Genomic DNA, 24,945 nt, shown 5'->3' on the forward strand with positions numbered 1-24,945 from the left:
TAGGCACACTCCGTGTGCCGTCTCCTGTCGGTAGCAGCGACTCGGGCGAACTCGCCGACACGCCGAGGAGACGGCACACGGAGTGTGCCTACTACTATGGCGCTTGCACCCGTCCAGCCTCGCGGCCATGCTGGGGTTATGAGACACATCCACCAAACTCACCGACCGGGCATCTCGCGGGCCGAGGTCGTCATCGTCTTGGCCATCCTCGCGCTGCTCGGCGGGCTGATCGTCACCGGCATCGGTCGCCTGCGCGAAGCAGCGGCCGCCGCGCAGTGCAAGAACAATCTGAAGCAGCTGGCCCTCGGGGTGCATAACTACGACGGCACGATGAACCGCCTGCCGCCGCTCGTCGATCAGGGGGAAAAGTCGCCCACCGGCCGCGGGCTACCGTCGGTGTTCGCGACACTGCGTCCGTATCTCGAGAAGTCGTACTGGCGCTACTGGCCCGGCAGTCCGCCAGAGAATTACCATGCCCACTCCTCGACAGACTTCGAGTTCAAGATCGACGGCACATCCAGAGTGCAGACCGGCGGCGACGCGAACCAAACCTACTCGATTTTCCGCTGCCCTTCCGACACCACCGCCGACAGGCTTCGCGACGTGCCGGTGACACTGCCGGACGGCAGCCGCGGGCACTACGCCACCGGTAGCTACGCGGCCAACGGCCTGCTGCCGTGGAACGTCGGGAAGTTGCCGGTCGGCATCCCCGGCCCGATTCTGTTCGCCGAGCGGCCGCAGGTCTGCCGGACCGCGGCCGGCGAGACGGTCCACAACCTCTGGGGCGTCGGGTTCTACGACCCGCAGATGCCGGCGTTCGCCGCCCTCGCACCGGCCGGCCTCGGCTCGACCGGGCAGGTCGCCCCGATGCTGCCGTTGCCGTCGGAGAGGGAAGCGGTTCGCGTGCAAGTCGGGACGCGGGACGCGCTGCCGACGGAGCCGGACTTCGCGACGCCGTTGCAGCGCATCGTCGCCGGCCGGCCGTGCGACCCGCGGCTGCCCGGCTCGCCGCACCGCGGCGGGATGAACGCGGCGATGGCCGACGGCAGCGTCCGCACGTTTGCGTGGGACACGCCCGCGTGGGTGTGGTGGGCCGCGTGCGTGCCGGCCGATGAGAGACGGTGATACGGTCCGACAAAAGAGGTGGCTTCACCGTAGGTCGGCCGAGCCGAGGCCGACCACCTTCACGCCTCGGGGACGTTCCTCCCATCGGAGGAAGCCGACCCTGGGAGGCTCCCCGGTCGGCCTCGGCTCGGCCGACCTACCAAAAACCGCTGTCACGCCGCCTCGTCGCCGTCCGTCGGGGCGTCGGCCCGGTCGTACTCCTCCAGCTTCTTATGCAGCGTGTTCCGGTTGATCCCCAGCCGGTCGGCGGCCGTGATCTTCACGTTCCCGCAGATCCGCATCATCTGGTTGATCAGTTCCCGCTCCAGTCCGCCGACGAGGAAGTCGTAGAGCTTCGTCCCCTGTGGCAGCGGGGCGTGGACGCCGGCCTTCACGAGCGTGCGGATCAGCGACGCCACGTCCGTCCCGGCCGACCCCTTCGCGCTCCGCAGCACCACCCGCGGCCGGTCCAGCTTCAGGTGCTCCGCCTTCAGGTTGCCGTTGTCCGACAGCACGATCAGCCGCTCGATCGTGTTCTCCAACTCGCGGACGTTCCCCGGCCAGTCATGCCCCTTCAACGCCGCCAGAACCTCGTTCGTCAGGTCCGGGGCGGCGATCTTGTTCGCCTCCGCGTACCGCTTGAGGAAGAACTTCGCCAGCGGCTCGATGTCCTCGCGGCGGTCCCGCATTGCCGGCAGCGCGATCGGCACGACGTTCAGCCGGTAGTACAGGTCCTCGCGGAAATGTCCCTGCTCGACCAATTCTTCGAGGGAAGCGTTCGTCGCGGCGATGACCCGCACGTCCACGCGGATCGTCTTGCTCTCGCCGACCCGCTCGAACTCCCGCTCTTGCAGCACCCGCAGCAGCTTCACTTGCAGCTTCGGCGACATGCTGTTGATTTCGTCCAGGAAGATCGTGCCCATGTGGGCGGCCTCGAACCGGCCGGCCTTGTTCTCGATGGCCCCGGTGAACGCCCCCTTGACGTGGCCGAACAGTTCGCTCTCGAGGAGGTTCTCGTGAAGTGCCCCGCAGTTGACGCGGATGTACGGCCCGTCCGCCCGCTTCGAGAGCTTGTGGACGGCCTTGGCGATGACTTCCTTGCCGGTCCCGGTTTCACCGATGAGGAGTACGGTAGCGGCGCGCGGGGCCGCAAGCCGGACGAGACGATAAACGTCCTGCATCGCCGCTGCGTTCCCGATGATGTCCGGGAACGGCGGCACGGATGACTCATTATTCGGCATCGATCATCCACTTCCGGGAGAGGAAGTATTCGGGATGCCTCACAAGGGTCGGAGAGATAGCATACTATAGCGAAGACTGCCAGAGAAAGCTACAGTATCCGCGAAGAAATTGGGCAACCACTTGACTTCCGAAGTCCGGCTTCGACTTCGGAAGTCAATCCCCGCGGGGGCGTTCCTTACATCCCGTCGGCACTGGTCTCACTCGACTTCCGAAGTCGAAGCCGGACTTCGGAAGTCAGTTTCGCGCGAAATGAACTCGCCGATGGGTCGTCATCGTGGTAATGGGACCGGACGCACTCGCACTCCTGGTCGATCGGCACGCGGCGAGCCTCACGCTCTACGCCCGGCAGTGGTGCGGCACGCCGGAGGACGTGGTGCAGACGGCGTTCCTGAAGCTGGTCCGCCAGCGGACGGCCCCGGAGAACGTCGTCGCGTGGCTGTTCCGGGTCGTGCGGAACGCCGCGATCGACGCGGGGCGCGCGGCCCGGCGGCGGCACAAGTACGAGTCGAGCGCGGCGGCGGAGGCCCCGCTCTGGTTCGTCCCGACGGAGGACCCGACCGGGCTGGACGCCCGGACCGCGGCGGCGGCGATGGGCCACCTGCCGGACGAGATTCGCGAGATCATGGTCGCCCACCTGTGGGGCGGCCTGACGTTCGAACAAATCGCCGAGATGGTCGGCGGCAGCGCGAGTACGTGCTACCGCCGGTTCGCCCTCGGCCTGGACTTGCTTCGCGAGAAGCTGGGTGTGAAAAAATGCTCGCCGAAAACGGACCCGACCCGATGACTCCCGACTCGCCGCTCTGCACCGGCGACCCGCTGGCAAAGGCGCTGAGCGTGTTGGAGCCGATGCCGACGCCGCTGAACCGCGACCAGCTGATGTTCGCGGCCGGGGCCGCCGGGCGGGACCGGGACGTGTCGTTCTGGAAGCGGGTCGTCTACGGCCAAGCGACGGCCGCGTGTCTCGTCGTCGGCGTCGGAATCGCGATGTACGGGTTTCAAGGCGACGCCACGCGGGGCGGTCGATCCTCCGACGCGAACTTCGCCGAGAAGCAGTACCACGCCCCCGCCCCGAAGCCGATGAAGCAACCGGAACCGAAGGCGGCCCCGGTCGTACCGCCGCAACCGGAGGAGTCGGACGACGCGGCCCGGCTGGCGAAGTACCTGCAACTGCGGGCGAACGTGCTGTCGCTCGGCGTGAACGCGCTGCCGAACCCGAACGCGCCGGGGGCGAACGTGGACGTGGGCAAGTTGGAGGACTCGTTGCAACTGCCCCGCGGCACGTTCGCGATCCACGGCCTGCCGTCGAAGCCCAAGCCGAAGCCGGAACCGAGCGACGACCAGTAACCGGATCGCCGCGACCCGCATTCATATAGCCGCCGGCTTGCCGGCGGGGTTTTGAGCTCGCGAAACCCCGCCGGCAAGCCGGCGGCTATATATTTGAGGCTCTTATCATGTACCGCACCCTCGCGTTCACGTTCCTCGTTTTCCCCGTCGCCGCGAACTCGCACGCCCAACCGCCGGTGAAGGACGCCCCGCCAGGGGCCGTCGGCCGCGAGCCGGACCCCGCGCTCTGGACCACGAAACTCAGCATCACGCCGACGGCCGCGCCGAAGCCGCTGCTGAAGTACGAACTCCTGCCGTCCGCCCGCGACCGGTCCCTCGGGAACGCGGCCGTCGGCTACCAACGCGCGATCATCCTCCGCCCCGAGTGGCCGCGGGACCCGAAGAAGTCGCAGGAACAGAACGACCAACTCGACCAGTGGGCCGCGCTGCCGGTCGAGCAGCTTCCCACCGCGAAGATGGAGGCGTTCCTCACCGCGTACCGCGACCTGCTCGCGGAGGTCGATGAGGCGGCCCGCCGCAAGACGTGCGACTGGCAGACGGAGAAGCTGAAGGCCGAAGAGATTTCCCGCATCCTGCCCTCAGTGCAGGGCCACCGCGAGTTGCAGCGCGTCCTGTCGTTGAAGGCCCGGATGGAACTCGGCGAGAAGAAGTTCCCGGAGGCGCTCCGCACGCTCCAGACCGGGTTCCAGATGAGCAAGCACGTCGGCGAGGGATCGACGCTCATCGAGTTCCTCGTCGGCCAGGCGATGGCGTCCGTCATGATCGGCCGCGTGGACGACTGGGTCGGCCGGGCGGATTCGCCGAACCTGTACTGGTCGTTCACGACGCTTCCGAAGCCGCTCTTGAACCCGCGGAACGCCCTCGACGGCGAGGCCCGGTTCCAGGACGCATTCCTGCCCGGCTTGAAGGAACTCGAGCGCGGGCCGGTGTCCGAGGAGTTCGCCGCGAACACGCTGACCGGCTGGTGCAAGGCCCTCAGCGGCAGCGATCCGACCGGCCTCGAAGACCTGGCGTCGAACTTCGGCGTCGCCGCGATGGCGGCCGTGCAGGGGCCGGCGGCGAAGAAGGACCTCCTCGCCCGTGGGCTGGCGAAGAAGGACGTGGACGCGATGCCCGCGGCGCAGGCCGTGCTGCTGCGGTCGGTCTACCGCCACCGCGAGTTGTGGGACGAGCAGGTGAAGTGCTTCAGCCTGCCGGTCCACAAGGGCCTCGCCGAGATGGAGCGGATCGAGCAGCAGGTGAAGAAGGCGCGGGCCGGGGCGAAGGACGACGCGCTGTTCGCGGTGATGGCACTCTTGTACCCGGCCGTGCAGAAGGTCCACTTCGCGCACGCCCGGTTCGAGCGGCGGGTGGCGCTGGTCCGGGCGCTGGAGGCGGTGCGGTTGCAGGTCGCGGCGGACGCTGGCGCGGTCCCGAAGGCGCTCGCGGACGTGACGGCCGTTCCCGTGCCGGACGACCCGTTCACGGGAAAGCCGTTCGAGTACACGACGACGGACGGCGGGTTCAAGTTAGTCGCGCCGCCGCTGCCGAACTACGGCCGCAACATGGGCGAGCACATTTACGACGTGACGGTGCGGAAATAGTAGTAGGCACACTCCGTGTGCCGTCTCCTACCGGTCGCAGCGACCCCTTGTGAGTCTCAGCGGCCGACAGCAGACGGCACACGGAGTGTGCCTACTACTTTGTCACAGCCGCACGACTTCCGCCGGTGGCACACTCGTGAAACTCGTATCCGCAACGAACAGGCTCCCCGCGTGCGGCGCGTCGGCCCGCAGGTTCGCCGGCATCCCTTCCGTACACGTCGTCAGAATCAGCTTCACGCCGTCCGGCCGCTTCGCCAGCAGCGGGCACGTCACCCGCGGCGACCCCGGCGTCTCCCATCGCTCCAACAACTCGCCCGTGCCGAGCCGGTAGCGCTCGGCCACGCCCGCGCCGCCGCGGTCCGGCGTGTAGAACGTGACGATCGCCGTCCCGTCGCCGGCGTCGCACATGCCGTCCGGGAACGCCGGGTGCGACCGCAGATCGACGGCGACTCCTTCCTCCATCAGTGTCCGCCGCTTCACGTCGAGCCGGTACTTCGTCACGACCTTCCGCGGCGTGTCGATGTCGAACAGCACGTCGCCGGCGAACACCTTCCCGTTGGAGCACGTCTGCCCGTCGGCCAGCACCGCGAGCCGGTGGTCGTCGAGCGTGAACAGGTACAGGTGCGCGACCGGCTCCGCGAAGTTCACGTCCTTCGTGCCGAACACGACGGCCCGGCCGCCGGGCACGATCTCGCCGTCGTTGATGATCGTCCGTGGGCTCGCGTCCGCCAGCTTCGCGAACGGCGTCCACAGGCCGGTCGCCAGGTTCAGCGTGCCGACGGCCTTCTCCATGCCGACCAGCACCGTGTCCGGCGCGTCCGTCGGAAACACGAACCCCGGTCGGGCCGGCGTCGTCCACCGCCGCCGCTCGTGGGTGTCGAAGAAGTACGCATGAACCGCCCCGCGGGTCGCGGTTGCGGCCGTCTGTATGTTCACCCACACGAGCGCCTCGCGGCCGAACAGCGGCATGACCCGCGGCCCCTCGGGCAGGAACTTGTCCTCCTCGACCTCGCCCGCCACGAGCAATCGCGCGGTGTGGGTGTGCATCGCTCTCCCCCGGCGGAAACTCTTCGTACTGTGTACTCGGTACACCGTACACAGTACGGAGAGGGGTCGCGAATGCTGACGGGCAAAACCGCGCTCGTGACGGGCAGCAGCCAGGGGATCGGCCTCGCCGTCGGCAAGGCGTTCGCCGCGAACGGGGCGCGGGTCGTGTTCACGTCCGAGCGGGCCCAACCGGCCGAGGTGCAACTGACACCGGGGTGTCACTACCTGCAAGCCGATCTGACGCGGGACGGCGAGGCGGAGCGGCTCGTCGCGGAGGCGTGGGACAAGCTCGGCGGCATCGACGTGCTCGTGAACAACGTCGGCACGTTCCGCGAACCTGCCTTCCTCGCCCTGACGAAACGCGACTTCGACTTCATCTTCAACTTGAACGTGTGGGCCGCCGTCGCCGTGACGCGGGAGGTCGTGCGGCGGGCCATCGGGCAAAAACGCGGCGGACGAATCCTGTTCTCGACCTCGCTCAACGGGTCGCGGTCGGAGCCGGCACACACGCTGTACGACGCGAGCAAGGGCGCGATCAACGCCCTCACGCGGCAGTTGGCCGTGGAACTCGCGCCGCTCGGGTTCACGACCGCCGCCGTCGCCCCCGGCCTCGTCGAGACGGCGCTGACCGACTTCGGCCTCCGGTCCGACCCCGCCGCCCGGCAGGCCATCCTCGACCAGATTCCGATCCGCAAGATCGCGACGGTCGAAGACCTGGCCGGGTGGTACGTCTTCCTCGCGTCGGACGCCGCGAGTTATGCCACGGGGATGATCGTCAACGTGGACGGCGGGCTGGACGCGCAGCAGATGCCGAGCCGGCCAATCGCGGCGGCCGAGCGCGGCATATAACACTACCCATGACCCCGACCGACGAATTCCCGAAGCTGCTCGACCTCGCGATGGCCGAGGTCCAACAGAACACCCGCGAGCTGGTCGATAGGAACTCGCTCGCGGCGTTCCGGCAGTGGGCGTTCGACGAGCGGACCGGCCGGCTGTCGTTCCAGAACCCCGGCGTCGATGAATTTGTCGTCCCGGCGCAGCTGCTAGGGTTCTGGAACCCGGCCGACTCCCGGTGGCAGTGGGCGTGGTCCGATTCAACCCTGCCGCCGCACGCCGTCCGGGCGTCCGCCGCCGCTCGCGACTGGGGCGCGGCCCACGCCGTCACCCTCCTCACCGCCTCGACCAGTTCGGCCGAGGAACCGCTCGCCTGGAAGCTCGCGGCGTTCGCCGCGCGGCTGACGGGCTGGCCGGCCGTTTACCGCGGGTCGTCCGGCGCGCGGTTCCAGTACCTCGCGTTCGCGGGACCACCCCCATGACCGACTACGGCGTCACCCTCGCCGACATCCGCGCCGCCGCGGACCGAATTCGGCCGTTCGTCCACCGCACCCCGGTGATGACGTGCGCGACCCTCGACCGGCTCGCCGGCCGGCCGGTCGTGTTCAAGTGCGAGCACCTCCAGAAGACCGGCGCGTTCAAGTACCGCGGGGCGACGAACGCCGTGCTGAAACTCGGGGCGGCCGCGGAGAAGGGCGTCGTCACGCACTCCAGCGGAAACCACGGACAGGCCCTGGCGCTCGCGGCGAAGGTCCGCGGCGTGCCGGCGCACATCGTCATGCCGGCGTCCGCGTCCGAGGTGAAGAAACAGGCCGTCCTCGGGTACGGCGGCATCATCCACGCCAGCGGCCCGTCGCTGGCCGACCGTGAGGCGAAGACGGCCGAGATTGCCGCTCAAACCGGTGGTTCCCTCGTCCCGCCGTTCGACCACCCGGACGTGATCGCGGGGCAAGGGACCGCGTGCCTGGAACTGCTCGACGACGTGCCGGACCTCGACGCCGTGATCGCCCCCATCGGCGGCGGCGGCCTCCTCTCGGGCTGGTGCATCACAGCGAAGGGGATCAACCCCGCCATCCGCGTCTTCGGTGCTGAACCCGTCCAGGCCGACGCCGCGGCGAAGTCGAAGGCGGCCGGCGAGATGGTCCGCATCCCGACGCCGACGAGCATCGCCGACGGCCTGCTCGCCAACCACCTCGGCAAGTTCACCTGGCCGATCATCCGCGACGGCGTGGAAACAGTGTTCACCGTCTCCGAGGACCAGATCCGCGCGGCGATGCGGCTGGTGTGGGAGCGGATGAAGCAGTGCATCGAGCCGAGCGCCGCCGTCGGCGTGGCCGTGATCCTCTCCGACGAGTTCAAGGCCGTCGCGAACGTCCACAAGGTCGGCGTCATCCTCTGCGGCGGGAACGTGAACCTCGACAAGCTGTATTGGTGAAAACCGATTTCACCGCGGAGGGCGCAGAGAACGCAGGAGAAAAACAGAAGAGAGTCCAAAAACGGCTCTTTGAAATCTCTTCTTGGTTTTCTCCGCGCCCTCTGCGCCCTCCGCGGTGAAAAATCTGGAGTCCGCCATGCCGAACCGTCGCGAGTTGTTGTCCGCCGTCGCCGGCGTGGGGTTCGGTACGGGCGTGTTCCACCGGGCGGTCGTCGCGGCCGCCGAGGAGAAGCCGGCCGGCGTCACCGCGGACATGGTGAAGGCCGCCGAGTGGGTCGCCGGGGTGACGCTCACCGACGAGCAGCGGCAACTCGTGGCCGCGACCATGACCCGCACGGTGGCCGGGCTGAAGCGGGCCGCCGAGACGGCGCTCGGCAATGACACGCTGCCGGCGATTCAGTTCAACCCGTCGCCCGGCCTGCCGTCGCACGTCGGGCCGCTCGGCACGGTCATCGTACCGAAACAACAAGTGGAGCGGCCGGCCGACGCGGACGACCTCGCGTTCGCGCCGCTGACAACGCTCTGTCAGTTGCTCCGCACGAAACAGGTTTCCTCCGTCGAACTCACGAAGCTCTACCTCGACCGACTGAAGAAGTACGACCCGCTGTTGAAGTGCGTCGTCTCGTTCACCGACGACCTCGCGCTGAAGCAAGCGGCGGCGGCGGACAAGGAGATCGCGGCCGGGAAGTACCGCGGCCCGCTGCACGGCGTCCCGTGGGGGGCGAAGGACCTGATCGCCTACCCCGGCTACAAGACGACGTGGGGGGCCGGGCACTTCAAGGACCAGACGCTCGACGTGAAGGCGACTGTCGCCAAGAAGCTGGAGGACGCCGGGGCGGTGATGGTGGCGAAGACGACGCTGGGGTCACTCGCCCTCGGCGACCAGTGGTTCGGCGGCATGACCCGCAACCCGTGGAACCCGAAGCAAGGCTCCAGCGGCTCGTCCGCCGGGTCCGCGGCGACGGTCGCGGCCGGCCTCGTCGGGTTCGCCATCGGTTCGGAAACGCTCGGCAGCATCGTCTCGCCGAGTACGCGGTGCGGCGTCACGGGGCTTCGCCCGACGTTCGGCCGGATCAGCCGGCACGGGTGCATGGCCCTCACCTGGACGATGGACAAGCTCGGCCCGATGGCCCGCAGTGTGGAAGATTGCGCCCTCGTCTTCGGCGCGATCCACGGCGCGGACGCGAGTGACCCGACGGCCGTGGACCGCCCGTTCGACTGGCCGGGGAAGAAGGGTTTGAAGGACCTCCGCGTCGGCGTGTTCGAGAAGACGCCGGACGCGACGAGGAAGGTGCTGACCGACCTCGGCGTGACGCTCGTGCCGATGAAGCTGCCGGACGAGGCGTGGACCGGCACGATCAGCAGCGTCATCCTCGACTGCGAGTGCGCCGCCGCGTTCGACGACATCACCCGCGCCGGCGTGAAGGACGGCATCGGCAACTTCTGGGCGAACACGTTCCGCAGCTACCGGTTCGTGTCTGCGGTGGACTACATTCGGGCGAACCGCCTCCGCACGAAGCTGATGCAGGCGATGGCGAAGGCGATGGACGCGGTGGACGTGTACGTCGGCGGGAACGACCTCGTGCTGACGAACCTCACCGGGCATCCCACGATCTGCCTGCCGAACGGGTTCACGAAGCTGGGCGACGCGAAGGTTCCCACGGCGATCACGTTCACCGGCCGGCTGTACGGCGAGTCCGACCTGCTGACCGTGGCGAAGGCGTACCAGGACGCGACCGGCTTCCACAAGGAGCGGCCGGCGATGAAGCTGGAAGGGTAAGGTTTCGTAGGGCGGGTCAAGGCTTTGCGCCGACCCGCCGTCGGTTGCAGCCACCCCCCGGCGGGTCGGCGCAAAGCCTTAACCCGCCCTACAAGAGGCACATTTCCCTTGCACGTTCGCCCGGCGTCGGCCATGCTGATAGAACATAACCAACCTACCTGCTCGGCTTCTCGCCGACGACTTGCGACCGATCCCCTCGACCCATGCGTGACGGAGCCTCTGGCGTGGTGAGAACCGCACTCGCGATCGCGTTCGTCCTCGCGGCCACGTCCGCGACCGCCGCCCCGCCGGACGCGGCCGCCCACTTCGAGAAGGTCATCCGCCCGTTGCTCCTCAAGCAGTGCGTCTCTTGCCACGGCGAACAGAAGCAGAAGGGCCAACTCCGACTCGACTCCCTCGCGGCGATGCTCGAAGGCGGCGAGAGCGGGCCGGCCGTCGTTCCGGGGAAGCCGGAGCAGAGCCTGATGATCGCCGCCCTCAAGCACGGCGAGCAGTTGAAGATGCCGCCGAAGGAGAAGCTGCCGGACGCGGACATCGCCGCGCTGACGGCGTGGGTGAAGGCCGGGGCCGTCTGGCCGGACGCGAAGCCGACGACGCCGAAGGAGGCGAAGCCAACCGCGGCCCGCGCGTTCACCGCCGAGGAGAAGGCGTTCTGGGCGTTCCAGCCCCGCCGTCCGGCGACGACCGCGACCATCGACGACTTCATTCAGAAATCGCGCGACGCGGCGAAGCTGAAGGCCGCGCCGGAGGCGGACAAGCTCACGCTCATCCGTCGCATCACGTTCGACCTGACCGGCCTCCCGCCGACGTCCGACGAGACCGACGCCTTCCTCAAAGACGACTCGCCGACCGCGTGGGACAAAGTCATCGACCGGCTGCTCGCGTCGTCGGCCTACGGCGAGAAGTGGGGCCGCCGCTGGTTGGACGTGGCCCGGTACGCCGACTCGAACGGCATGGACGAGAACATCGCCCACGGCAACGCGTGGCGGTATCGCGACTACGTCATCCGCAGTTTCAACGCCGACAAGCCCTACGACCGGTTCGTCAAGGAGCAGGTCGCCGGCGACCTCCTGCCCGGCGACACGGACAAGGAGCGGGCCGACGCCCTGACCGCGACCGGGTTCCTCGTCGTCGGGCCGAAGATGCTCGCCGAGGACGACCCGGTGAAGATGCGGATGGACATCATCGACGAGCAACTCGACACGCTCGGCCAGGCGTTCCTCGGCCTCACCCTCGGCTGCGCCCGCTGCCACGACCACAAGTTCGACCCGATCACGCAGCACGACTACTACTCGCTCGCCGGCATCTTCTACTCGACGAAGACGATGCAGCACTACAACGTCGTCGCCCGGTGGCACGAGCGGGCCATCGGCTCGGCGGAATCGCAGGCCGCGATCTCGGAGTACGAGAAGAAGCGGACGGCCGCGGCGGACGCGGTGAAGAAGGCCGAGCGCAAACTCCGCGACGCGGTGAAGGCCCGGCTGACGGAGGAGCGCAAGCGGACGAGGGAGTACGCCGAGGCCGCGCTGCAACTCGCGAAGGCGGGCGGGCCGCCGAAGCTCGTCTCCGACCCGTCGAAGGACAAGCCGGCCGGGATGGTGCTGGTCGAGGCCGAGAACTACACCCGCGGCAACGCCCTGAAGCTGACGACCGGGTACGGCGAGGGGATCGGCGTCATCATCAACGCCGGACCGACGCCGAACGTCGCCGAGTACGATCTCGACCTGCCGGCCGATGGGACGTACCAAGTCGCAATCCGGTACGCCGCCGCCGAGCCGCGTTCCACCAAACTGATCGTGAACGGCAAGCAGCTCCGCGGCGACGCCGCCGGCGAGCGGACCGGCTCGTGGAACCCGGATAAACAGGTATGGTTCGCCGAGGCCGTTGTCGCACTTCCGAAGGGCAAGGTCACGGTCCGCCTGGAGCGCGACGGCGCGTTCCCGCACTTCGATAAGTTCGCGATACTCCCGCTTACGTCGGAGCAAGTGAAGGCACTCCCCCCGACGGCGGAGAAACTGGCCGCGGAGAAGAAGCTGCTGCCCGGCGCGCTCGCGGCGTGGGCGAAGCTCGCCGCGAGTTGGAAGGCGGTGCCGGCCGCCGAGGAACTGGCGAAGCTCGCGGCCGACCCGAACGGCCCGTTCCGCAGCACGCCGGCGCTGGAGTCCGAGGTCGATGACAAGCTCGCGACCGCCCTTCGCGGGGGCCGCGATCAGCTCGCGAGCATCGAGAAGACGCGGCCGCCGGTGGACGAGGTCATGGCCGTCGAGGACGACAAGCTCCAGAACCTCCGCATCCACCTCCGCGGCAGCCACCTGACGCTCGGGCCGGAAGTCCCGCGGCGGTTCCCGGCCATCCTCATTCCCGAGATGTCGCCGCTCGCGAAGGGAAGCGGCCGGCTCGAACTCGCCGAGTGGCTGGCCAGTCCCGCGAACCCGCTGACCGCCCGCGTCATGGCCAACCGCGTCTGGGTCGGGCACTTCGGCCGCGGCCTCGTGCGGTCGCCGGACAACTTCGGCAAGCTCGGCGAGCGGCCGACGCACCCGGAGTTGCTCGACCACCTGGCGAACGAGTTAGTCCGGTCCGGGTGGAGCGTCAAGCACCTGCACCGGCTCATCCTGAAATCCCAGACGTACCGGATGGGCACGGATTACGACGCGAACTCCTTCCGGGCCGACCCGGACAACCGGCTCTACTGGCGGTTCAACCGCCGCCGACTGGACGCCGAGGAGCAACGGGACGGGATGCTCGCCGTCGCCGGCATCCTCGACCGCACGATGGGCGGCAGCCTGCTGCCGGGGCAGAACCGCAACTACGTCAACAACGCGGCCGCGAACAAGACGTTCGACGAGTACGCGAAGCCGCGGCGGACGGTCTACCTGCCGGTCCTCCGCAGCGGCGTCGCCGACGTGCTCCAGGCGAACGACTTCCCCGACCCGTCCGTCCCCGCCGGGCAGCGGAACGCCACGACCGTCCCGTCGCAGGCTTTGCTCATGCTCAACAGCCCGATGGCGGACCAGGCGTCCGAGGCGTTCGCGAAGTTCCTGATCGCGTTGAATCCGGACGACGCCACGCGCGTCCGCGCCGCGTACCGTCGGGCCTACGGCCGCGACGCCCGGCCCGCCGAGGTGACGCGGGCGCAGAAATACCTGGCCGACGCGAAGGCCGGCGGCGAGCTGCCCGCGTGGCGGGGGCTGTGCCGGGCGCTGTTCGCGTCCGTCGAATTCTCGTTCGTGGAGTGATCCGATGACCTCACGCCGGGACATGCTCCGGTCGTCCGCCCTCGGGTTCGGGTGGCTCGCGTTCGCCGACCTGCTCGCCCAGGCCGAGGCGAAGGCCGACCCGCTTGCGCCGCGGAAGCCGCACTTCGAGCCCAAGGCGAAGCGGGTCATCTTCCTGTTCATGCACGGCGGCCCCAGCCAGGTGGACACGTTCGACTACAAGCCGAAGCTGACGGCCGACACCGGCAAGCCGCTACCGTTCGCCAAGCCGCGGGTCGTGTCCAGCCAGACCGGGAACCTACTCGCGTCCCCGTGGAAGTTCAAGCAGTACGGCCGGAGCGGGGCGTGGGCGAGCGAGCTGTTCCCCCACGTCGGGGCGTGCGCCGACGACATCTGTTTCGTCAAGGGGATGCACGGGTCGAACTCCCGCCACGGCGGCGCGCTGTTGGAGTTGCACACCGGCAGCGACACGTTCGTCCGCCCGAGCATGGGGGCGTGGGTGAACTACGGCCTCGGCACGGAGAACCGCGACCTGCCGGGGTTCGTCACCGTCTGTCCGCCGCTGTCCCACGGCGGGGTGAACAACTTCTCGTCCGCGTTCCTCCCGGCGATTTACCAGGGCACGGCCCTCGGCAACACCGGCACGCCGTCCGACCGCGCGGCCGTGCCGTTCGTGAAGGGGACGACGCCCCGCGACCAGCAGCGGCGGGAGCTCGACCTGCTCGGCGAGATGGACCGAGAGCGGCTCGCCCGCCTCGGCCCGGACCCGGCCGTCGAGGGGCGGATCGAGTCGTTCGAGATGGCGTTCCGGATGCAGGCCGCGGCCCCGGCCGTTCAAGACCTGTCACGGGAGACGAAGGAAACGAAGGCGCTCTACGGCCTCGACGACCCGGCGACGGCGAACTTCGGCCGGGCGTGCCTACTCGCCCGGCGGTTCGCCGAGGCCGGGGTGCGGTTCGTGCAATGCACCCACGCCTACTGGGACCAGCACGACAACCTGAAGGCCGACCACGGCAAGAACGCCCGCGAGGTGGACAAGCCGATCGCCGCCCTGCTGACCGACCTCAAGCGGCGGGGGATGCTGAACGACACGCTCGTCCTGTGGGGCGGCGAGTTCGGCCGCACGCCGGTGGCACAGGGGACGAACGGCCGCGACCACAACCCGCAGGGGTTCACGATGTTCCTCGCCGGCGGCGGCGTGAAGCCGGGCACGTCCGTCGGCGAGACGGACGAGTACGGGTACTACGCCGTCAAGGACAAGGTCCACGTCCACGACCTGCACGCCACGATGCTGCACCTGTTGGGCCTGGACCACCTCAAGCTGACGTACCGGCACGCCGGGCGGGACTTCCGGCTGACCGACGTTCACGGGGAGGTCGTGCGGAAGATGCTGGCCTGACCGGCCGCCCGGTTCTTGACCCGCGTTCGCCCGCGTCCGGCGGAATCGTCACGATCCGTCCCTACGACCGTCCCGGTTTCCCTACCCCCCGCGTCCGCCGAATCTTGACTTGTATCCCCATTCATCTGGCGTAACAATCCAGTAAGGGCGAAAGCTCGGACTCGCGGCTCGCCTCCCCCTTCCCGTTTTGCTCGGCCCTGGGGTTACCATGGCACAGACGTACACGCTCGACGAAGCGGCCCAACGGCTCGGCGTCCCGCCCGAGGAGTTCAAGCGCCGCATCAAGGACGACTGGAAGACGCTCCGGTCGTTCCGGGACGGGGCCACGCTCCGGTTCCGGGCGTCCGACATCGACGAGTTGGCCCGCAGCCTCGGCGAGGCGAGCGACCCCGGCGGCGGCGGGCTGGCCCTCGCGTCCCCCGGCAAGCCGCCGATCCAACCCGGCTCGTCGGAAGAGTTCCTCATCACCCCCGAGGACGTGACCCCGCAGGACGACTCGGACGACATCTTCTCCGTCGCCGCCGGCGACTCCGGCAAGACGAAGAAGCAGAAGTCCACGTCCGACAGCGACGTGCGGCTCGAGCCGGACTCCGGCGTCCGCAAGCGGAGCGGGGACAGCTCCAAGAAGACGGGCAAGAGCAGCGGCAAGAACAAGGAGCAGGGCAACCTGACGGAAGAGATCGACCTGGACGCGCTGGCCGGGCCGAAGAGCGGCGTGCTCCGGCCGGGCGACAGCTCGGCGAAGCTCAAGGCCCCGCGGTCCGGCCCGAACCTCGGCGGGCCGGGGTCGGCGAACAAGATTCCCGGCCCGCCGCCGACTGACGACATCATGGGCAGCGACAGCAGCAGCGAGTTCGAGCTGAGCCTGGACACGGACAGCGACTCGTTCGAGCTGCAACTGAACACCGACCAGAGCGACGAGATCGACCTCGGCGGGACACCCCCGGCCCGGCCGTCGCAGAGCGGGATCAACCTCGGTAACCCGAAGGACAGCGGCGTCTCGCTGGAGGGCAAGGGGAAGACCGAGAGCGCCATCGGCAAGGCGAAGAAGAGCGCCCCGGCCATCAACCCGGATGACTCAGACGACTTCGAGCTGTCGATCGACGCCGGGTCGTCGGAGATCGAGGCCGTCATGGGGTCGTCCGGCAGCGGGAGCAGCTCGCCGTTGGAAAGCAACACGACCGACGCGGACAGCGAGTTCGAGCTGAGCCTGGACGACTCCGGGTCGTCCGAGCTGGAAGTCCAGGGCCAGCAGCAGGACATCTTCGAGACCGACTTCTCGCTCCCGCCGGTGCAGGACGACGCCGAGTCCGGGTCCGAGGTGGTCGCCGTCGAGTCGTCCGACACGGACCTGGAGAACTCGGACTTCGACCTCGCGCTCGACGAGTCGGACATCCAGCAGGCCGACGAGGAGAGCGCCAGCCAGGTCGTGCTGTTGGACGACGACTCGGCCCCGGCCGAGGCCGCCCCGTCGAAGAAGGGGAAGGCCGCCGCGGCCGCGGCCGGCGTCGCCGCCGCGGGGGCGGCCGCCGTGAGCGCCCGCCGCAAGAAGCGGGACGACGACGAGGAGGAGGCGGACGACGACGACGACGCGAGTTCTGCCCTCGAAGGCGTCCGCCGGCGGACGGACGACGAGGAAGAGACCGCCCCGGCCGGGTACGCCCCGCCGGCGAAGTGGCCGGGCTGGGTGATCGCCCCGCTGGCGCTGACGTTCCTGTTCACGTTCCTCGGCGGGATCATGTCCTACGAGTTGCTGAAGGGGATGTGGGGCTACCACCAGGGCCAGACGACGACCGGCGGGTTGGCGAACACCGTCGCCGGGGCGCTCGGCATGGAGCCGGACAAGGCGAAGTGACGGCCGTTGAAACCGAGAAGCCCGCGGCCGGTGCCGCGGGCTTTTTCATTCGTCCCCGCTCACCTTCCGGTTCGACTTCCGGGCCGATTGTCGCTTCTTCTCGGCCAGCCGCCGGGTCTTAGACCCCTTCGTCGGCTTCGTCGCCCGGCGGGGCGTCGGCCGCGTCGCGGCCTGCCGGACGAGGTCGGCCAGCTTCTCCAGGCACGCCTCCCGGTTCCGCTCCTGGTCGCGGAACTCCTGCGAGCTGATGACGAGGTCGCCCTCCGTCGTGACGCGGCTGGGGAACAGCGTGCGGACGCGGTCCTTCACCCACGGCGGCAGTTGCCCGCTCGCCGCGAACGCCCACCGGAGCACGGCCTTCGACGACACCTTGTTCACGTTCTGCCCGCCGGGGCCGCCGGCCCGCGCGTACGTCCACTGGAACTCCTCCAGCGGGATTTGAATCGTCGGCGTGATCTCGAACATCAGTGGCTCCATAGTAGTAGGCACACTCCGTGTGCCGTCTGTTGTGGGTCGCGGCGACTCGGACGAACTCTCTGGGAGCATGAATGAGACGGCACACGGAGTGTGCCTACTACTCTGACCCGGCTTGACGGGCGGTTGGATTCTACTCTACGATCCGGCCTTTCTCCCGGTCGAGGCATACGCATGGACGCTCGCGTCGGCGCGCGGTTGGAAGTCGTCACCCCGCGGCGGGTCGTTACCCCCGCCGACATCGGCTACCTGGTCCTGCTGCTCGCCGCGTCCGTCGGCCTGCACGCCTGGATCGTGGCGCGTGCCGAAGTGACCGCCCGCGACGGGCTGGAGTTCGCGCGGATCGCGCTCAACTTGCAGAACGCCCGCGTCACCCCGCCGGCGGACGGCGACGCCCGCCGCAGCGTCCCGGAGGTGCTGAAGGCGTCCGTCCAGCCGCCCGGCTACCCGGCCGCGATCCTCGCCGCGTGGCAGTTCCTGAAGACCGACGCCGACGTTCCCACGAACATTCTCCGGGCCGCGCAAATCGCGAGCGCGATCGCCGCCGCCCTGACGGTGTTCCCGACGTACTGGCTCGGCCGAATGCTCTTTAGCAGCAAGTTCATCGGCTTCGCCGGGGCGCTGATCTTTCAGACGCTGCCCGCGATCGCGCACCTGACCAGCGACGCCCTCTCCGAGTCTCTCTACCTGCTTCTTGGCTCGACGGCCCTGCTTTTCGGCGTCCGCGGCCTGCGGCGGCGGAGCGTCGGCATGTTCCTGCTGTGCGGCTTCGCCTGCGGGATGGCGTACCTCGTCCGGCCGGAGGGCGTGATGGTCCTGCTCGCCGTCGGGCTGACGATCGCCGCGGCGGGCGTGTTCCGCACCTGGACGCGGACCGAGGCCGTCGGCCGGCTGGTCGCGCTCGGCATCGGGTTCAGTGCCGTCGCCGTCCCGTACATGACGGCGATCAACGGGTTCTCAAACAAGACGACGTTCAAGGAGATGCGCGACCGGTGGATGGGGACGACGCCCGCGAAGCCGCTCTGGCAGGGCGACCAGGGCCGCCTCGCGCTCCCGCGGCCGGCGCTGTTCGCCGACTTCCACGCCGGCGGCAACAAGATCGGCTGGGCGGCGTCGGCCATCCTGAAGGAGACGACCAAGTCGGCCCACTACGTCGTGTTCTTCCTCGGCCTCGCCGGCGTCCTCGCGCACCGCCGGCGGGTCGTCGCCGACCCCGGCCTCGGCCTGTTGGTCGTGCTGGCGGGGATCAACCTGTGCGTGCTGGCCGCGCTCGCGATCAAGGTGGGGTACGTGTCCGAGCGGCACACGGTCGTGCTCGTGCTGCTGCTCAGCCTTTTCGCCGCTTCCGCTCTCGAACCGGTGTGGCAGTTCGTCGGCGTCGTGTCGAAGGCCGGGCCGCGGGCGCTGCTGGTCGCGATCGTCGCCAGCTCCCTGCCGGCGGCCCTGAAGACGCCGCACGAGACGCGGCTCGGCCACCCGCACGCCGGCCGCTACCTGGCCGCGCACGTCCAACCGGACGACGCGGTGATCGACCCGTTCTGCTGGGCCGAGTGGTATGCCGGGCGGACGCTTCTGGCCGTCCCGGACGACCCGCAGCCGCCGAAGGCCCGGTGGGTCGTCCTGGAGACCGGCAAGTCGCCGCACTCCCGGCTGCCGCGGTACGAGGGCGCGCTGAACGTGGTGAACGACGGGAAGAACGTGGCGAAGCTGATGTTCTGGTGGCCGGCGATGCCGGAGGCGGAGGCGCGCGAGAAGGCGAAGGTGCTGGTGTTCCGGCAGGAGGGCGACGGGAAGTGATTATGGTGGTTTTGTAGGGCGGGTCAAGGCTTTGAGCCGACCCGCCGTCGGTCCCGGTCCCCCCGGCGGGTCGGCGCAAAGCCTTGACCCGCCCTACGGCAGAATCGGACGCCGTCTCGTTTCGTGGAACTGTGGCAATCGGCCGCGCCTCTCAATTCCGGTACTATCCTGACCGTAGGACCGTGCCGAACCGTGAGGCCCACTCCCGCCATGCGTCGTCTCGCCATCGCGCCCGCGCTTATTCTCGCTTCCGCCCTCGCGTCCCCCGCCGCCGACCCGCCCGCCGGGTACGACAAGACCGTCGCCCCGTTCCTCATGGCGTACTGCAACGGCTGCCACGCCGGGGCAAAGCCGAAGGGCGAGTTCGCGCTCGACACGCTCTCGACCGACTTCCTCGACCCGGCGGCGCGGGGCAAGTGGAAGGAAGTCGTCAACGTCCTGAACAGCCACGAGATGCCGCCGAAGGCGGCGAAGAGCCAGCCGCACGCGAAGGACGTGGCCGCCGTCGTCGATTGGGTGACGGAGCAGGCGGTGAAGGCGGAACTGGCGAAGCGCGAGACGGCCATCGTTCTCCGGCGGCTGAACCGCGACGAGTACAAGAACACCATCCGCGACCTCGTCGGCATCGACTTCGACGTGTCCGGGTTCCCGCAGGACCCGCCGGCCGGCGGGTTCGACAACAACGGCGGGGCGCTCACGATGTCCCCGCTACACCTCGAAACGTACCTGAACGCCGCCCGGCAAATCCTCGACCGCGCCCTCGTCGAAGGGGACCGGCCGAAGGGCGTCCAGTGGCGGTTCGACCCGAAGGCCGGCCCGGCCGACCGGACGCGGGTGCGGTTGGACGCGAAGAACAACCCGATCGTCAACGGCGGGAACAACCGGCAGGACGGCGAGTGGGTCGCGATCCACCACGACAGTTGGGACAAGGGCGTCGGGGCGCGGGACTTCCAGGTCCCGGTCGCCGGCGACTACGTCATCCGCGTCAAGATGGCCGGCACGGTCCCGCCGCGGGAGCAGGTTGTGAAGTCGGCCGAGGCGATCCTCCGGAAGCGACGGGACGACCAGGACAAGAAGAATCCGAAGGGGGCGAAGTTCACCCAACAGCAGTACGACCGCGACCTCGCACACTTCAAGGCGGACCGGATGTACGACTACGGCCCGCCGCGGGCGAAGCTGACCCTGCAACTCGGCCCGCAACCGCGGACGGTCGCGGAGTTCGACGCCGACGGCACGCCGGGGAAGCCGAAGGTTCACGAGGTCGTCGCCCGGTTCACGACCGAGAAGGCCGGCGTCCATTTCGACTACGCCTACAGCATCCCGCGGGTGCTCGAAAACTTCTGGATGCAAACCGGCGAGCAGTTCGCGCGGCCGGAACTGATGATCGACTGGTTCGAGATCGAGGGGCCGGTCTACGACGCGTGGCCGCCGAGTTCGCACGCCCGCATCCTGTTCGACAGCCCGCTCCGCAAATCGGACGAGCGAAAGTACGCCCACGCAGTCCTGGCGAAGTTCATGCGGACGGCCTACCGCCGGCCGGTGTCGGCCGACGAGGTTTCCGCGAAGCTCAAGCACTACGACGCGGCGAAGGCGGACGGTTTGAGCTTCGTCGCGGCGATCAAGCGGCCGCTGACGGCCGTGCTGGCGTCGCCGCACTTCCTCTTCCTGGCCGAATCGGCAAGCGAGAAAACGGGCCGGGCGTTGACCGACCACGAACTCGCGGCCCGGCTGAGCTACTTCCTCTGGTCGAGCCAGCCGGACGAGGAACTGAACAAGCTCGCCGACGCCGGGAAGCTGTCCGACAAGGCGGAGCGGTTGCGGCAGGTCGAGCGAATGCTTCGCGACGCGAAGGCCGAAGCGTTCGTGCGGAACTTCGCCGGGCAGTGGCTGCACCTCCGCGAGGTCGGCACGAACCCGCCGGCCCCGGACCTGTACCCGCAGTACGACCGCCACCTGGAAACGTCGGTCGCGAAGGAGAGCAAGGCGTTCTTCCGCGAAATCCTGGCGAACGACCTGGATGTGAAGAACTTCATCCGCTCCGACTTCGTGACCGTCAACGAGCGGCTCGCGCGGTTCTACGGCATCCCGAACGTCCGCGGCGACCACTTCCGCAAAGTGTCGGTCCCGGCGGGCGTCCATCGCGGCGGCATCGTCACGCAGGCGTCGGTGCTGACGATCACGTCGAACGGCACGCGGACCTCGCCGGTGAAGCGCGGGACGTGGATTCTGAAAACGCTCCTCGGCATCGACCCCGGCCTACCGGTCGCGAACGCCGGGGAGATCGCGCCGAAGGTTCCGGGCATCGACAAGGCGACCGTCCGCAAGCGGCTGGAGATTCACCGGCAGCTCGACCAATGCGCCCGCTGCCACAACAAGATCGACCCGCTCGGGTTCGCGCTGGAGAACTTTAACGCCGCCGGCGAGTGGCGGGAGCAGGAGGGCTTCGGATACAAGGGCCGGGTCGAGAAGAACGACCCGAAGATCGACGCGAGTTCGGAGATGATCGACGGCACGAAGATCGTCGGCGTGGACGGGTTACAACAGGCGATGTTGAAGCAGGAGGACTTGTTCCTGAACTGTTTGGCGTCGAAACTGTTGACATACGCCCTCGGCCGGGAGTTGGGCCTCGCCGACCAGCCGACGGTGAAGGCCGTCGTCGCCGGCACGAAGGCCGACGGCCGCACGCTGCGGGCGATGATCCGTTACGTGGCGGCGAGCGAGCCGTTCGGGACGAAGTAGGAGGTGTGCGATGCCGCTGATGGATCATTTTCGCCCCCCGGCGAGCATCCGCGCGCCGTGGACCTCGCTGAATACGAGTTGGGTCGGGAAAGTTATGGCCGAGTTGAATCGAACACTACCGGCCGACCGCTACGTCGCCTTGGGGAAGAGCCATCTCGGTCCTGAAGTCGAAGCGGACGTTGCGGAAATTGAAACTCGTGGTGACTGGCCGCCGACTGACACGGCTGGTGGGCTGGCGGTGGCCCCGCCGATCGTGACGGTCGAAAACGACGTGACCGAAGAATTCGAGGTTGAGGTCCAAGATTTGAAAGAGGGGATGGCACTCGTGGGCGTGATTGAGTTCATCAGTCCGGGCAACAAGGACCGGCCCGAAACTCGTCGGCGGCTGGTATCGAAAGTGAAATCTTATCTCAATCTTGGGATCGGTGTCGTCATTGTGGACGTGGTAACGGTTCGGCTCGCGAACCTCCACAACGAACTGGTGGAGGAACTTCGCCGCCCCGCGGCCGCAATGCCAGACACTGCCACATACCTGGCCGGATACCGGCCCGTCCGAACGGAAGAGCGGCTAACTACCAACATGTGGCCGTATGCCGTCACGGTCGGGTCGCCGTTGCCCAGCGTCCCCCTCGCGCTTAAGAACGGACCAATCATTGCGATTGACTTCGAGAAAACCTACACGCAGGCTTTGGCCGACCATCGGCTCTGACCCCGGAGACACCACCATGCTTTCCCGCCGGACCGTCCTCCGCGCCGCGAGCGCGGCCGTCGCGCTGCCCCTGCTCGACGCCATGATCCCGACGGCGACCGCCGCCCCGAGCACGTTCAAGCCGTGGGCCAAGTCGCCGCTCGCGGCCACGCCGCGGATGATCTGCTGCTACGTGCCCAACGGCGTCAACATCCTCGAATGGGTGCCGACGGACGCCGGCGCGAACTACACGCTGTCGAAGACGCTCGACGCACTCAAGGACTACCGCGACGACTTCACCGTCCTCACCGGCCTCGGCCACCCGGCGTCGCAGGGCGGCCACAGCGGGGCCGACACCTGGCTGACGGCCGCGAACCTGAAGGCCAAGCCGGGGGCCGACTACACGAACACCGTCTCCGCCGACCAGCTCGCGGCGAAGCTGCACGGCACGAAGACGCGGTTCCCGTCGCTACAACTGTCCGACCAGTCCGGGACCGGCGGGGCCGGGCACAGCCACACGCTGTCGTTCGACGTGAACGGCACGCCGCTGCCCGCGGAGAACAGCCCGCGGCGGCTGTTCGAGCGGCTGTTCGTCCCGGACTCGGCCGGCGACCGGGCCGCGAACCTCAAGCGGTACGCCGAGCGGCGGTCGATCCTCGACGACCTCGCCGGCGAAACCGCTTCCCTTAACAAGAAGCTCGGCCCGGCGGACAAGCGGAAGCTCGACGAGTACCTCGGCAGCGTCCGCGACACGGAGAAGCAGGTCGAGCGGATGCAGGGGTGGATCGACGTGCCGAAGCCGAAGGTCGCGGAGACGGGGCTGCAACTCGTCAGCAAGCCGGGCGACGGGCACGACCGGCCGATGTGGCTCGACGTGATGCTGGAGCTGTCGTACCTGGCGTTCGTCACGGACACGACGCGGGTGATTACGTTCGAGTGGTCGCGCGAGGCCGGCGGGTACGGCGGCGGCGGGGAGAACCACCACGAGCTGTCCCACCACGGCGGCGACGCCGGGATGCTCGCGAAGCTCGCGGCCATCGACCGGTTCCACCTCGCGCGGCTCGGCCGGTTCCTCGGCATGTTGAAATCGACGGCCGAGGCGGACGGCACGATGCTCGACCGGACGATGGTGCTGTTCGGCAGCGGGATGAACAGCGGGGCCGGCGGCGAGCACTCGCCGAAGAACCTGCCGCTGCTCGTCGCCGGCGGGCGGAAGCTCGGGGTGAAGCTGGGGCAGCACCTCGCGCACCCGGCCGAGAAGTCGCCGCCGCTGTCGAACGTGCTGCTCTCGCTCGTGCAGAAGATGGGCGTCGAAACGGACAAGTTCGCCGACGCGACGGGGACGATGACGGGGTTAGTCTGAGGAAATGAAAGCGGCGGCCGGGAACCCGGCCGCCGTCGGTTACCGCCACGCCAATCGTTAGCCGACCTTCGCCTTCAGGTCTTCGGCCATCTTCTTGTGCTCCTTCAGCTTCGCCACGCAGTCGGTCGAGACCGTGCCGAGGTCCTTGTCCGTCGCCTTCGTGGACCACGTCTCGGCCATCTTGATCGCCTTCTCGTGGTTCTCCACCATCGTCTTCGCGTAGGTCTTGTCGAACTCCGCGTTCGTGAGCGTCTTCAGGTGGTTGTACTGGTCTTGCTGTTCCTTCCCGTACGCCTTTTCCCCTTCGACGATCGCCACGTTCATCGACTTGGCCCGGTCGTTCAGCTTGTCCCGCATGGCCGTGTGGTCGGTGATGATCGTGTCCGCGAACTTGATCACGTCCGCGTTCTTCGTCTGCTTCTTCGCCAGCTCGGCCAGACGGATTTCGTGGTTGGCGCACGCGATGGCCTTGGCCACGAACTCCTTCTCGGTCGCCGGCTCGCGGGTCTCGCTCCGGGTCCGGTCCTCGGCGCGAACGCCGGAGATGACGACGACCGTGGCCACCAGGGCTGCCGTGAATCGCTTCATTGGGATACCTCTCGCTCACAGATGTGGGGTGAACCCGGCCGGCCCGTTGCCGGCCGTTCGACCGGGGGCAACCGCAAGTGATGTGCCGGGACCGGGCAGGGGGCGGCAGGGCGGCGACGGCGGAAACCTCTGCAAAATCAGGTAAAAGAACTATATGTGGTGTCCGAATGGGCAATCCGGTGCGCGGGGCCGATTCTTCGCTTCGGGGCGGTGGCGCGGGTTGTAGGAAGCCCGAGGCGCACCCGCGGGCACGGCCGTTCCGATCCGTTGCGCTCCCCACGGAATGTTCGTTCGGGCCGGAACCGGGCGGGGTCGTTTCAGAACCGAATCCGTCCGCCGAGGGAATTGTCCGGCCCGGCGGCACGCATGATGCGGCCGTGCTGGGTGGAACCAGTGGCAGGTGTTGCCGACGCATCGGGCGGTCGGAACCTCCATATTCACCCCTGAGGATGCAC

19 protein-coding genes are annotated in these 24,945 nt (G+C 68.5%); 15 read left to right on the forward strand and 4 right to left on the reverse strand.

All coding sequences use genetic code 11. The features are described 5' to 3' along the window. Nucleotides 1-138 precede the first annotated feature (138 nt). On the forward strand, nt 139-1,125 hold the full coding sequence (locus AC5JJ2_RS08395) for a DUF1559 family PulG-like putative transporter (protein ID WP_495857527.1): 987 nt from the start codon (nt 139-141) through the stop codon (nt 1,123-1,125). 152 nt (nt 1,126-1,277) lie between these two features. On the opposite strand, the gene AC5JJ2_RS08400 is transcribed toward AC5JJ2_RS08395, so the two are convergent. Further along, nucleotides 1,278-2,324 carry a sigma-54 interaction domain-containing protein gene (locus tag AC5JJ2_RS08400; protein ID WP_495857528.1) on the reverse strand — a complete coding sequence of 349 codons (1,047 nt, stop codon included), beginning with the start codon at nt 2,322-2,324 and terminating at the stop codon, nt 1,278-1,280. Nucleotides 2,325-2,626: 302 nt separating this feature from the next. Between AC5JJ2_RS08400 and AC5JJ2_RS08405 the strand changes: the two genes are divergently transcribed. The 3 genes from AC5JJ2_RS08405 to AC5JJ2_RS08415 all read left to right on the forward strand — a co-directional run bounded on the left by AC5JJ2_RS08405 (nt 2,627) and on the right by AC5JJ2_RS08415 (nt 5,273). Continuing rightward, nucleotides 2,627-3,130 (forward strand): RNA polymerase sigma factor, encoded by a 504-nt coding sequence (locus tag AC5JJ2_RS08405; protein ID WP_495857529.1) that lies wholly within the window; start codon nt 2,627-2,629, stop codon nt 3,128-3,130. Then, the gene (locus tag AC5JJ2_RS08410) at nt 3,127-3,690 is read left to right on the forward strand and encodes a hypothetical protein (protein ID WP_495857530.1); all 564 of its coding nucleotides are present in this window, start codon (nt 3,127-3,129) and stop codon (nt 3,688-3,690) included. Before AC5JJ2_RS08405 ends, AC5JJ2_RS08410 begins: the two co-directional genes overlap by 4 nt. 107 nt (nt 3,691-3,797) lie before the next feature. After that, a complete protein-coding gene (locus tag AC5JJ2_RS08415) occupies nt 3,798-5,273 on the forward strand; it encodes a hypothetical protein (protein WP_495857531.1) in 1,476 nt (491 codons plus the stop codon). A gap of 102 nt (nt 5,274-5,375) precedes the next feature. On the opposite strand, the gene AC5JJ2_RS08420 is transcribed toward AC5JJ2_RS08415, so the two are convergent. Continuing rightward, on the reverse strand, nt 5,376-6,320 hold the full coding sequence (locus AC5JJ2_RS08420; protein WP_495857532.1) for an SMP-30/gluconolactonase/LRE family protein: 945 nt from the start codon (nt 6,318-6,320) through the stop codon (nt 5,376-5,378). Nucleotides 6,321-6,392: 72 nt separating this feature from the next. Here AC5JJ2_RS08420 and AC5JJ2_RS08425 point away from each other — a divergent pair, with 72 nt between their 5' ends. The 7 genes from AC5JJ2_RS08425 (at nt 6,393) to AC5JJ2_RS08455 (ending at nt 16,841) form a co-directional block, all read left to right on the forward strand. Beyond that, nucleotides 6,393-7,169, forward strand: coding sequence for an SDR family NAD(P)-dependent oxidoreductase (locus AC5JJ2_RS08425; RefSeq protein ID WP_495857533.1), 777 nt, complete (start codon nt 6,393-6,395; stop codon nt 7,167-7,169). Nucleotides 7,170-7,177: 8 nt separating this feature from the next. Next, nucleotides 7,178-7,636 (forward strand): DUF6882 domain-containing protein, encoded by a 459-nt coding sequence (locus AC5JJ2_RS08430; protein ID WP_495857534.1) that lies wholly within the window; start codon nt 7,178-7,180, stop codon nt 7,634-7,636. Beyond that, nucleotides 7,633-8,589, forward strand: coding sequence for a pyridoxal-phosphate dependent enzyme (locus AC5JJ2_RS08435; protein ID WP_495857535.1), 957 nt, complete (start codon nt 7,633-7,635; stop codon nt 8,587-8,589). The genes AC5JJ2_RS08430 and AC5JJ2_RS08435 overlap by 4 nt, the downstream gene beginning before the upstream one ends. A gap of 136 nt (nt 8,590-8,725) precedes the next feature. Further along, entirely contained in the window at nt 8,726-10,369 is a 1,644-nt protein-coding gene (locus tag AC5JJ2_RS08440) for an amidase (RefSeq protein ID WP_495857536.1), read from the forward strand. Between the two features lie 227 nt (nt 10,370-10,596). Next, nucleotides 10,597-13,608 carry a DUF1553 domain-containing protein gene (locus AC5JJ2_RS08445; RefSeq protein ID WP_495857537.1) on the forward strand — a complete coding sequence of 1,004 codons (3,012 nt, stop codon included), beginning with the start codon at nt 10,597-10,599 and terminating at the stop codon, nt 13,606-13,608. 4 nt (nt 13,609-13,612) lie between these two features. Further along, nucleotides 13,613-14,986: a DUF1501 domain-containing protein gene (locus AC5JJ2_RS08450; protein ID WP_495857538.1), complete on the forward strand. Its 1,374-nt coding sequence runs from the start codon at nt 13,613-13,615 to the stop codon at nt 14,984-14,986. Nucleotides 14,987-15,194: 208 nt separating this feature from the next. After that, entirely contained in the window at nt 15,195-16,841 is a 1,647-nt protein-coding gene (locus AC5JJ2_RS08455; RefSeq protein WP_495857539.1) for a helix-turn-helix domain-containing protein, read from the forward strand. Between the two features lie 45 nt (nt 16,842-16,886). Here AC5JJ2_RS08455 and arfB read toward each other — a convergent pair whose 3' ends face one another. Continuing rightward, nucleotides 16,887-17,306, reverse strand: a complete 420-nt coding sequence (gene arfB / locus AC5JJ2_RS08460; protein WP_495857540.1) for an alternative ribosome rescue aminoacyl-tRNA hydrolase ArfB — start codon at nt 17,304-17,306, stop codon at nt 16,887-16,889. Nucleotides 17,307-17,489: 183 nt separating this feature from the next. Here arfB and AC5JJ2_RS08465 point away from each other — a divergent pair, with 183 nt between their 5' ends. From AC5JJ2_RS08465 to AC5JJ2_RS08480, 4 genes are all read left to right on the forward strand, one after another. Then, the gene (locus tag AC5JJ2_RS08465) at nt 17,490-19,112 is read left to right on the forward strand and encodes an ArnT family glycosyltransferase (RefSeq protein ID WP_495857541.1); all 1,623 of its coding nucleotides are present in this window, start codon (nt 17,490-17,492) and stop codon (nt 19,110-19,112) included. A gap of 210 nt (nt 19,113-19,322) precedes the next feature. Beyond that, a complete protein-coding gene (locus AC5JJ2_RS08470; protein WP_495857542.1) occupies nt 19,323-21,851 on the forward strand; it encodes a DUF1592 domain-containing protein in 2,529 nt (842 codons plus the stop codon). Nucleotides 21,852-21,861: 10 nt separating this feature from the next. Next, complete coding sequence (locus AC5JJ2_RS08475) at nt 21,862-22,560, forward strand: DUF4058 family protein (RefSeq protein WP_495857543.1); 699 nt, start codon at nt 21,862-21,864, stop codon at nt 22,558-22,560. A gap of 16 nt (nt 22,561-22,576) precedes the next feature. Beyond that, nucleotides 22,577-23,902, forward strand: coding sequence for a DUF1552 domain-containing protein (locus AC5JJ2_RS08480; RefSeq protein ID WP_495857544.1), 1,326 nt, complete (start codon nt 22,577-22,579; stop codon nt 23,900-23,902). A 57-nt stretch (nt 23,903-23,959) separates the two neighbouring features. On the opposite strand, the gene AC5JJ2_RS08485 is transcribed toward AC5JJ2_RS08480, so the two are convergent. Continuing rightward, nucleotides 23,960-24,490, reverse strand: coding sequence for a DUF4142 domain-containing protein (locus AC5JJ2_RS08485; protein WP_495857545.1), 531 nt, complete (start codon nt 24,488-24,490; stop codon nt 23,960-23,962). Between the last annotated feature and the right edge of the window lie 455 nt (nt 24,491-24,945).

The sequence above is a fragment of the Limnoglobus sp. genome, from assembly GCF_059499385.1.

What these genes read in the sequence shown, in the direction of transcription:
- AC5JJ2_RS08395 (WP_495857527.1), top strand. Translation starts at nt 139, where the DNA reads ATGAGACACATCCACCAAACTCACCGACCGGGCATCTCGCGGGCCGAG.
- AC5JJ2_RS08405 (WP_495857529.1), top strand. Translation starts at nt 2,627, where the DNA reads ATGGGACCGGACGCACTCGCACTCCTGGTCGATCGGCACGCGGCGAGC.
- AC5JJ2_RS08410 (WP_495857530.1), top strand. Translation starts at nt 3,127, where the DNA reads ATGACTCCCGACTCGCCGCTCTGCACCGGCGACCCGCTGGCAAAGGCG.
- AC5JJ2_RS08415 (WP_495857531.1), top strand. Translation starts at nt 3,798, where the DNA reads ATGTACCGCACCCTCGCGTTCACGTTCCTCGTTTTCCCCGTCGCCGCG.
- AC5JJ2_RS08420 (WP_495857532.1), bottom strand. Translation starts at nt 6,320, where the DNA reads ATGCACACCCACACCGCGCGATTGCTCGTGGCGGGCGAGGTCGAGGAG.
- AC5JJ2_RS08425 (WP_495857533.1), top strand. Translation starts at nt 6,393, where the DNA reads ATGCTGACGGGCAAAACCGCGCTCGTGACGGGCAGCAGCCAGGGGATC.
- AC5JJ2_RS08430 (WP_495857534.1), top strand. Translation starts at nt 7,178, where the DNA reads ATGACCCCGACCGACGAATTCCCGAAGCTGCTCGACCTCGCGATGGCC.
- AC5JJ2_RS08435 (WP_495857535.1), top strand. Translation starts at nt 7,633, where the DNA reads ATGACCGACTACGGCGTCACCCTCGCCGACATCCGCGCCGCCGCGGAC.
- AC5JJ2_RS08440 (WP_495857536.1), top strand. Translation starts at nt 8,726, where the DNA reads ATGCCGAACCGTCGCGAGTTGTTGTCCGCCGTCGCCGGCGTGGGGTTC.
- AC5JJ2_RS08450 (WP_495857538.1), top strand. Translation starts at nt 13,613, where the DNA reads ATGACCTCACGCCGGGACATGCTCCGGTCGTCCGCCCTCGGGTTCGGG.
- AC5JJ2_RS08455 (WP_495857539.1), top strand. Translation starts at nt 15,195, where the DNA reads ATGGCACAGACGTACACGCTCGACGAAGCGGCCCAACGGCTCGGCGTC.
- arfB (WP_495857540.1), bottom strand. Translation starts at nt 17,306, where the DNA reads ATGTTCGAGATCACGCCGACGATTCAAATCCCGCTGGAGGAGTTCCAG.
- AC5JJ2_RS08465 (WP_495857541.1), top strand. Translation starts at nt 17,490, where the DNA reads ATGGACGCTCGCGTCGGCGCGCGGTTGGAAGTCGTCACCCCGCGGCGG.
- AC5JJ2_RS08470 (WP_495857542.1), top strand. Translation starts at nt 19,323, where the DNA reads ATGCGTCGTCTCGCCATCGCGCCCGCGCTTATTCTCGCTTCCGCCCTC.
- AC5JJ2_RS08475 (WP_495857543.1), top strand. Translation starts at nt 21,862, where the DNA reads ATGCCGCTGATGGATCATTTTCGCCCCCCGGCGAGCATCCGCGCGCCG.
- AC5JJ2_RS08480 (WP_495857544.1), top strand. Translation starts at nt 22,577, where the DNA reads ATGCTTTCCCGCCGGACCGTCCTCCGCGCCGCGAGCGCGGCCGTCGCG.
- AC5JJ2_RS08485 (WP_495857545.1), bottom strand. Translation starts at nt 24,490, where the DNA reads ATGAAGCGATTCACGGCAGCCCTGGTGGCCACGGTCGTCGTCATCTCC.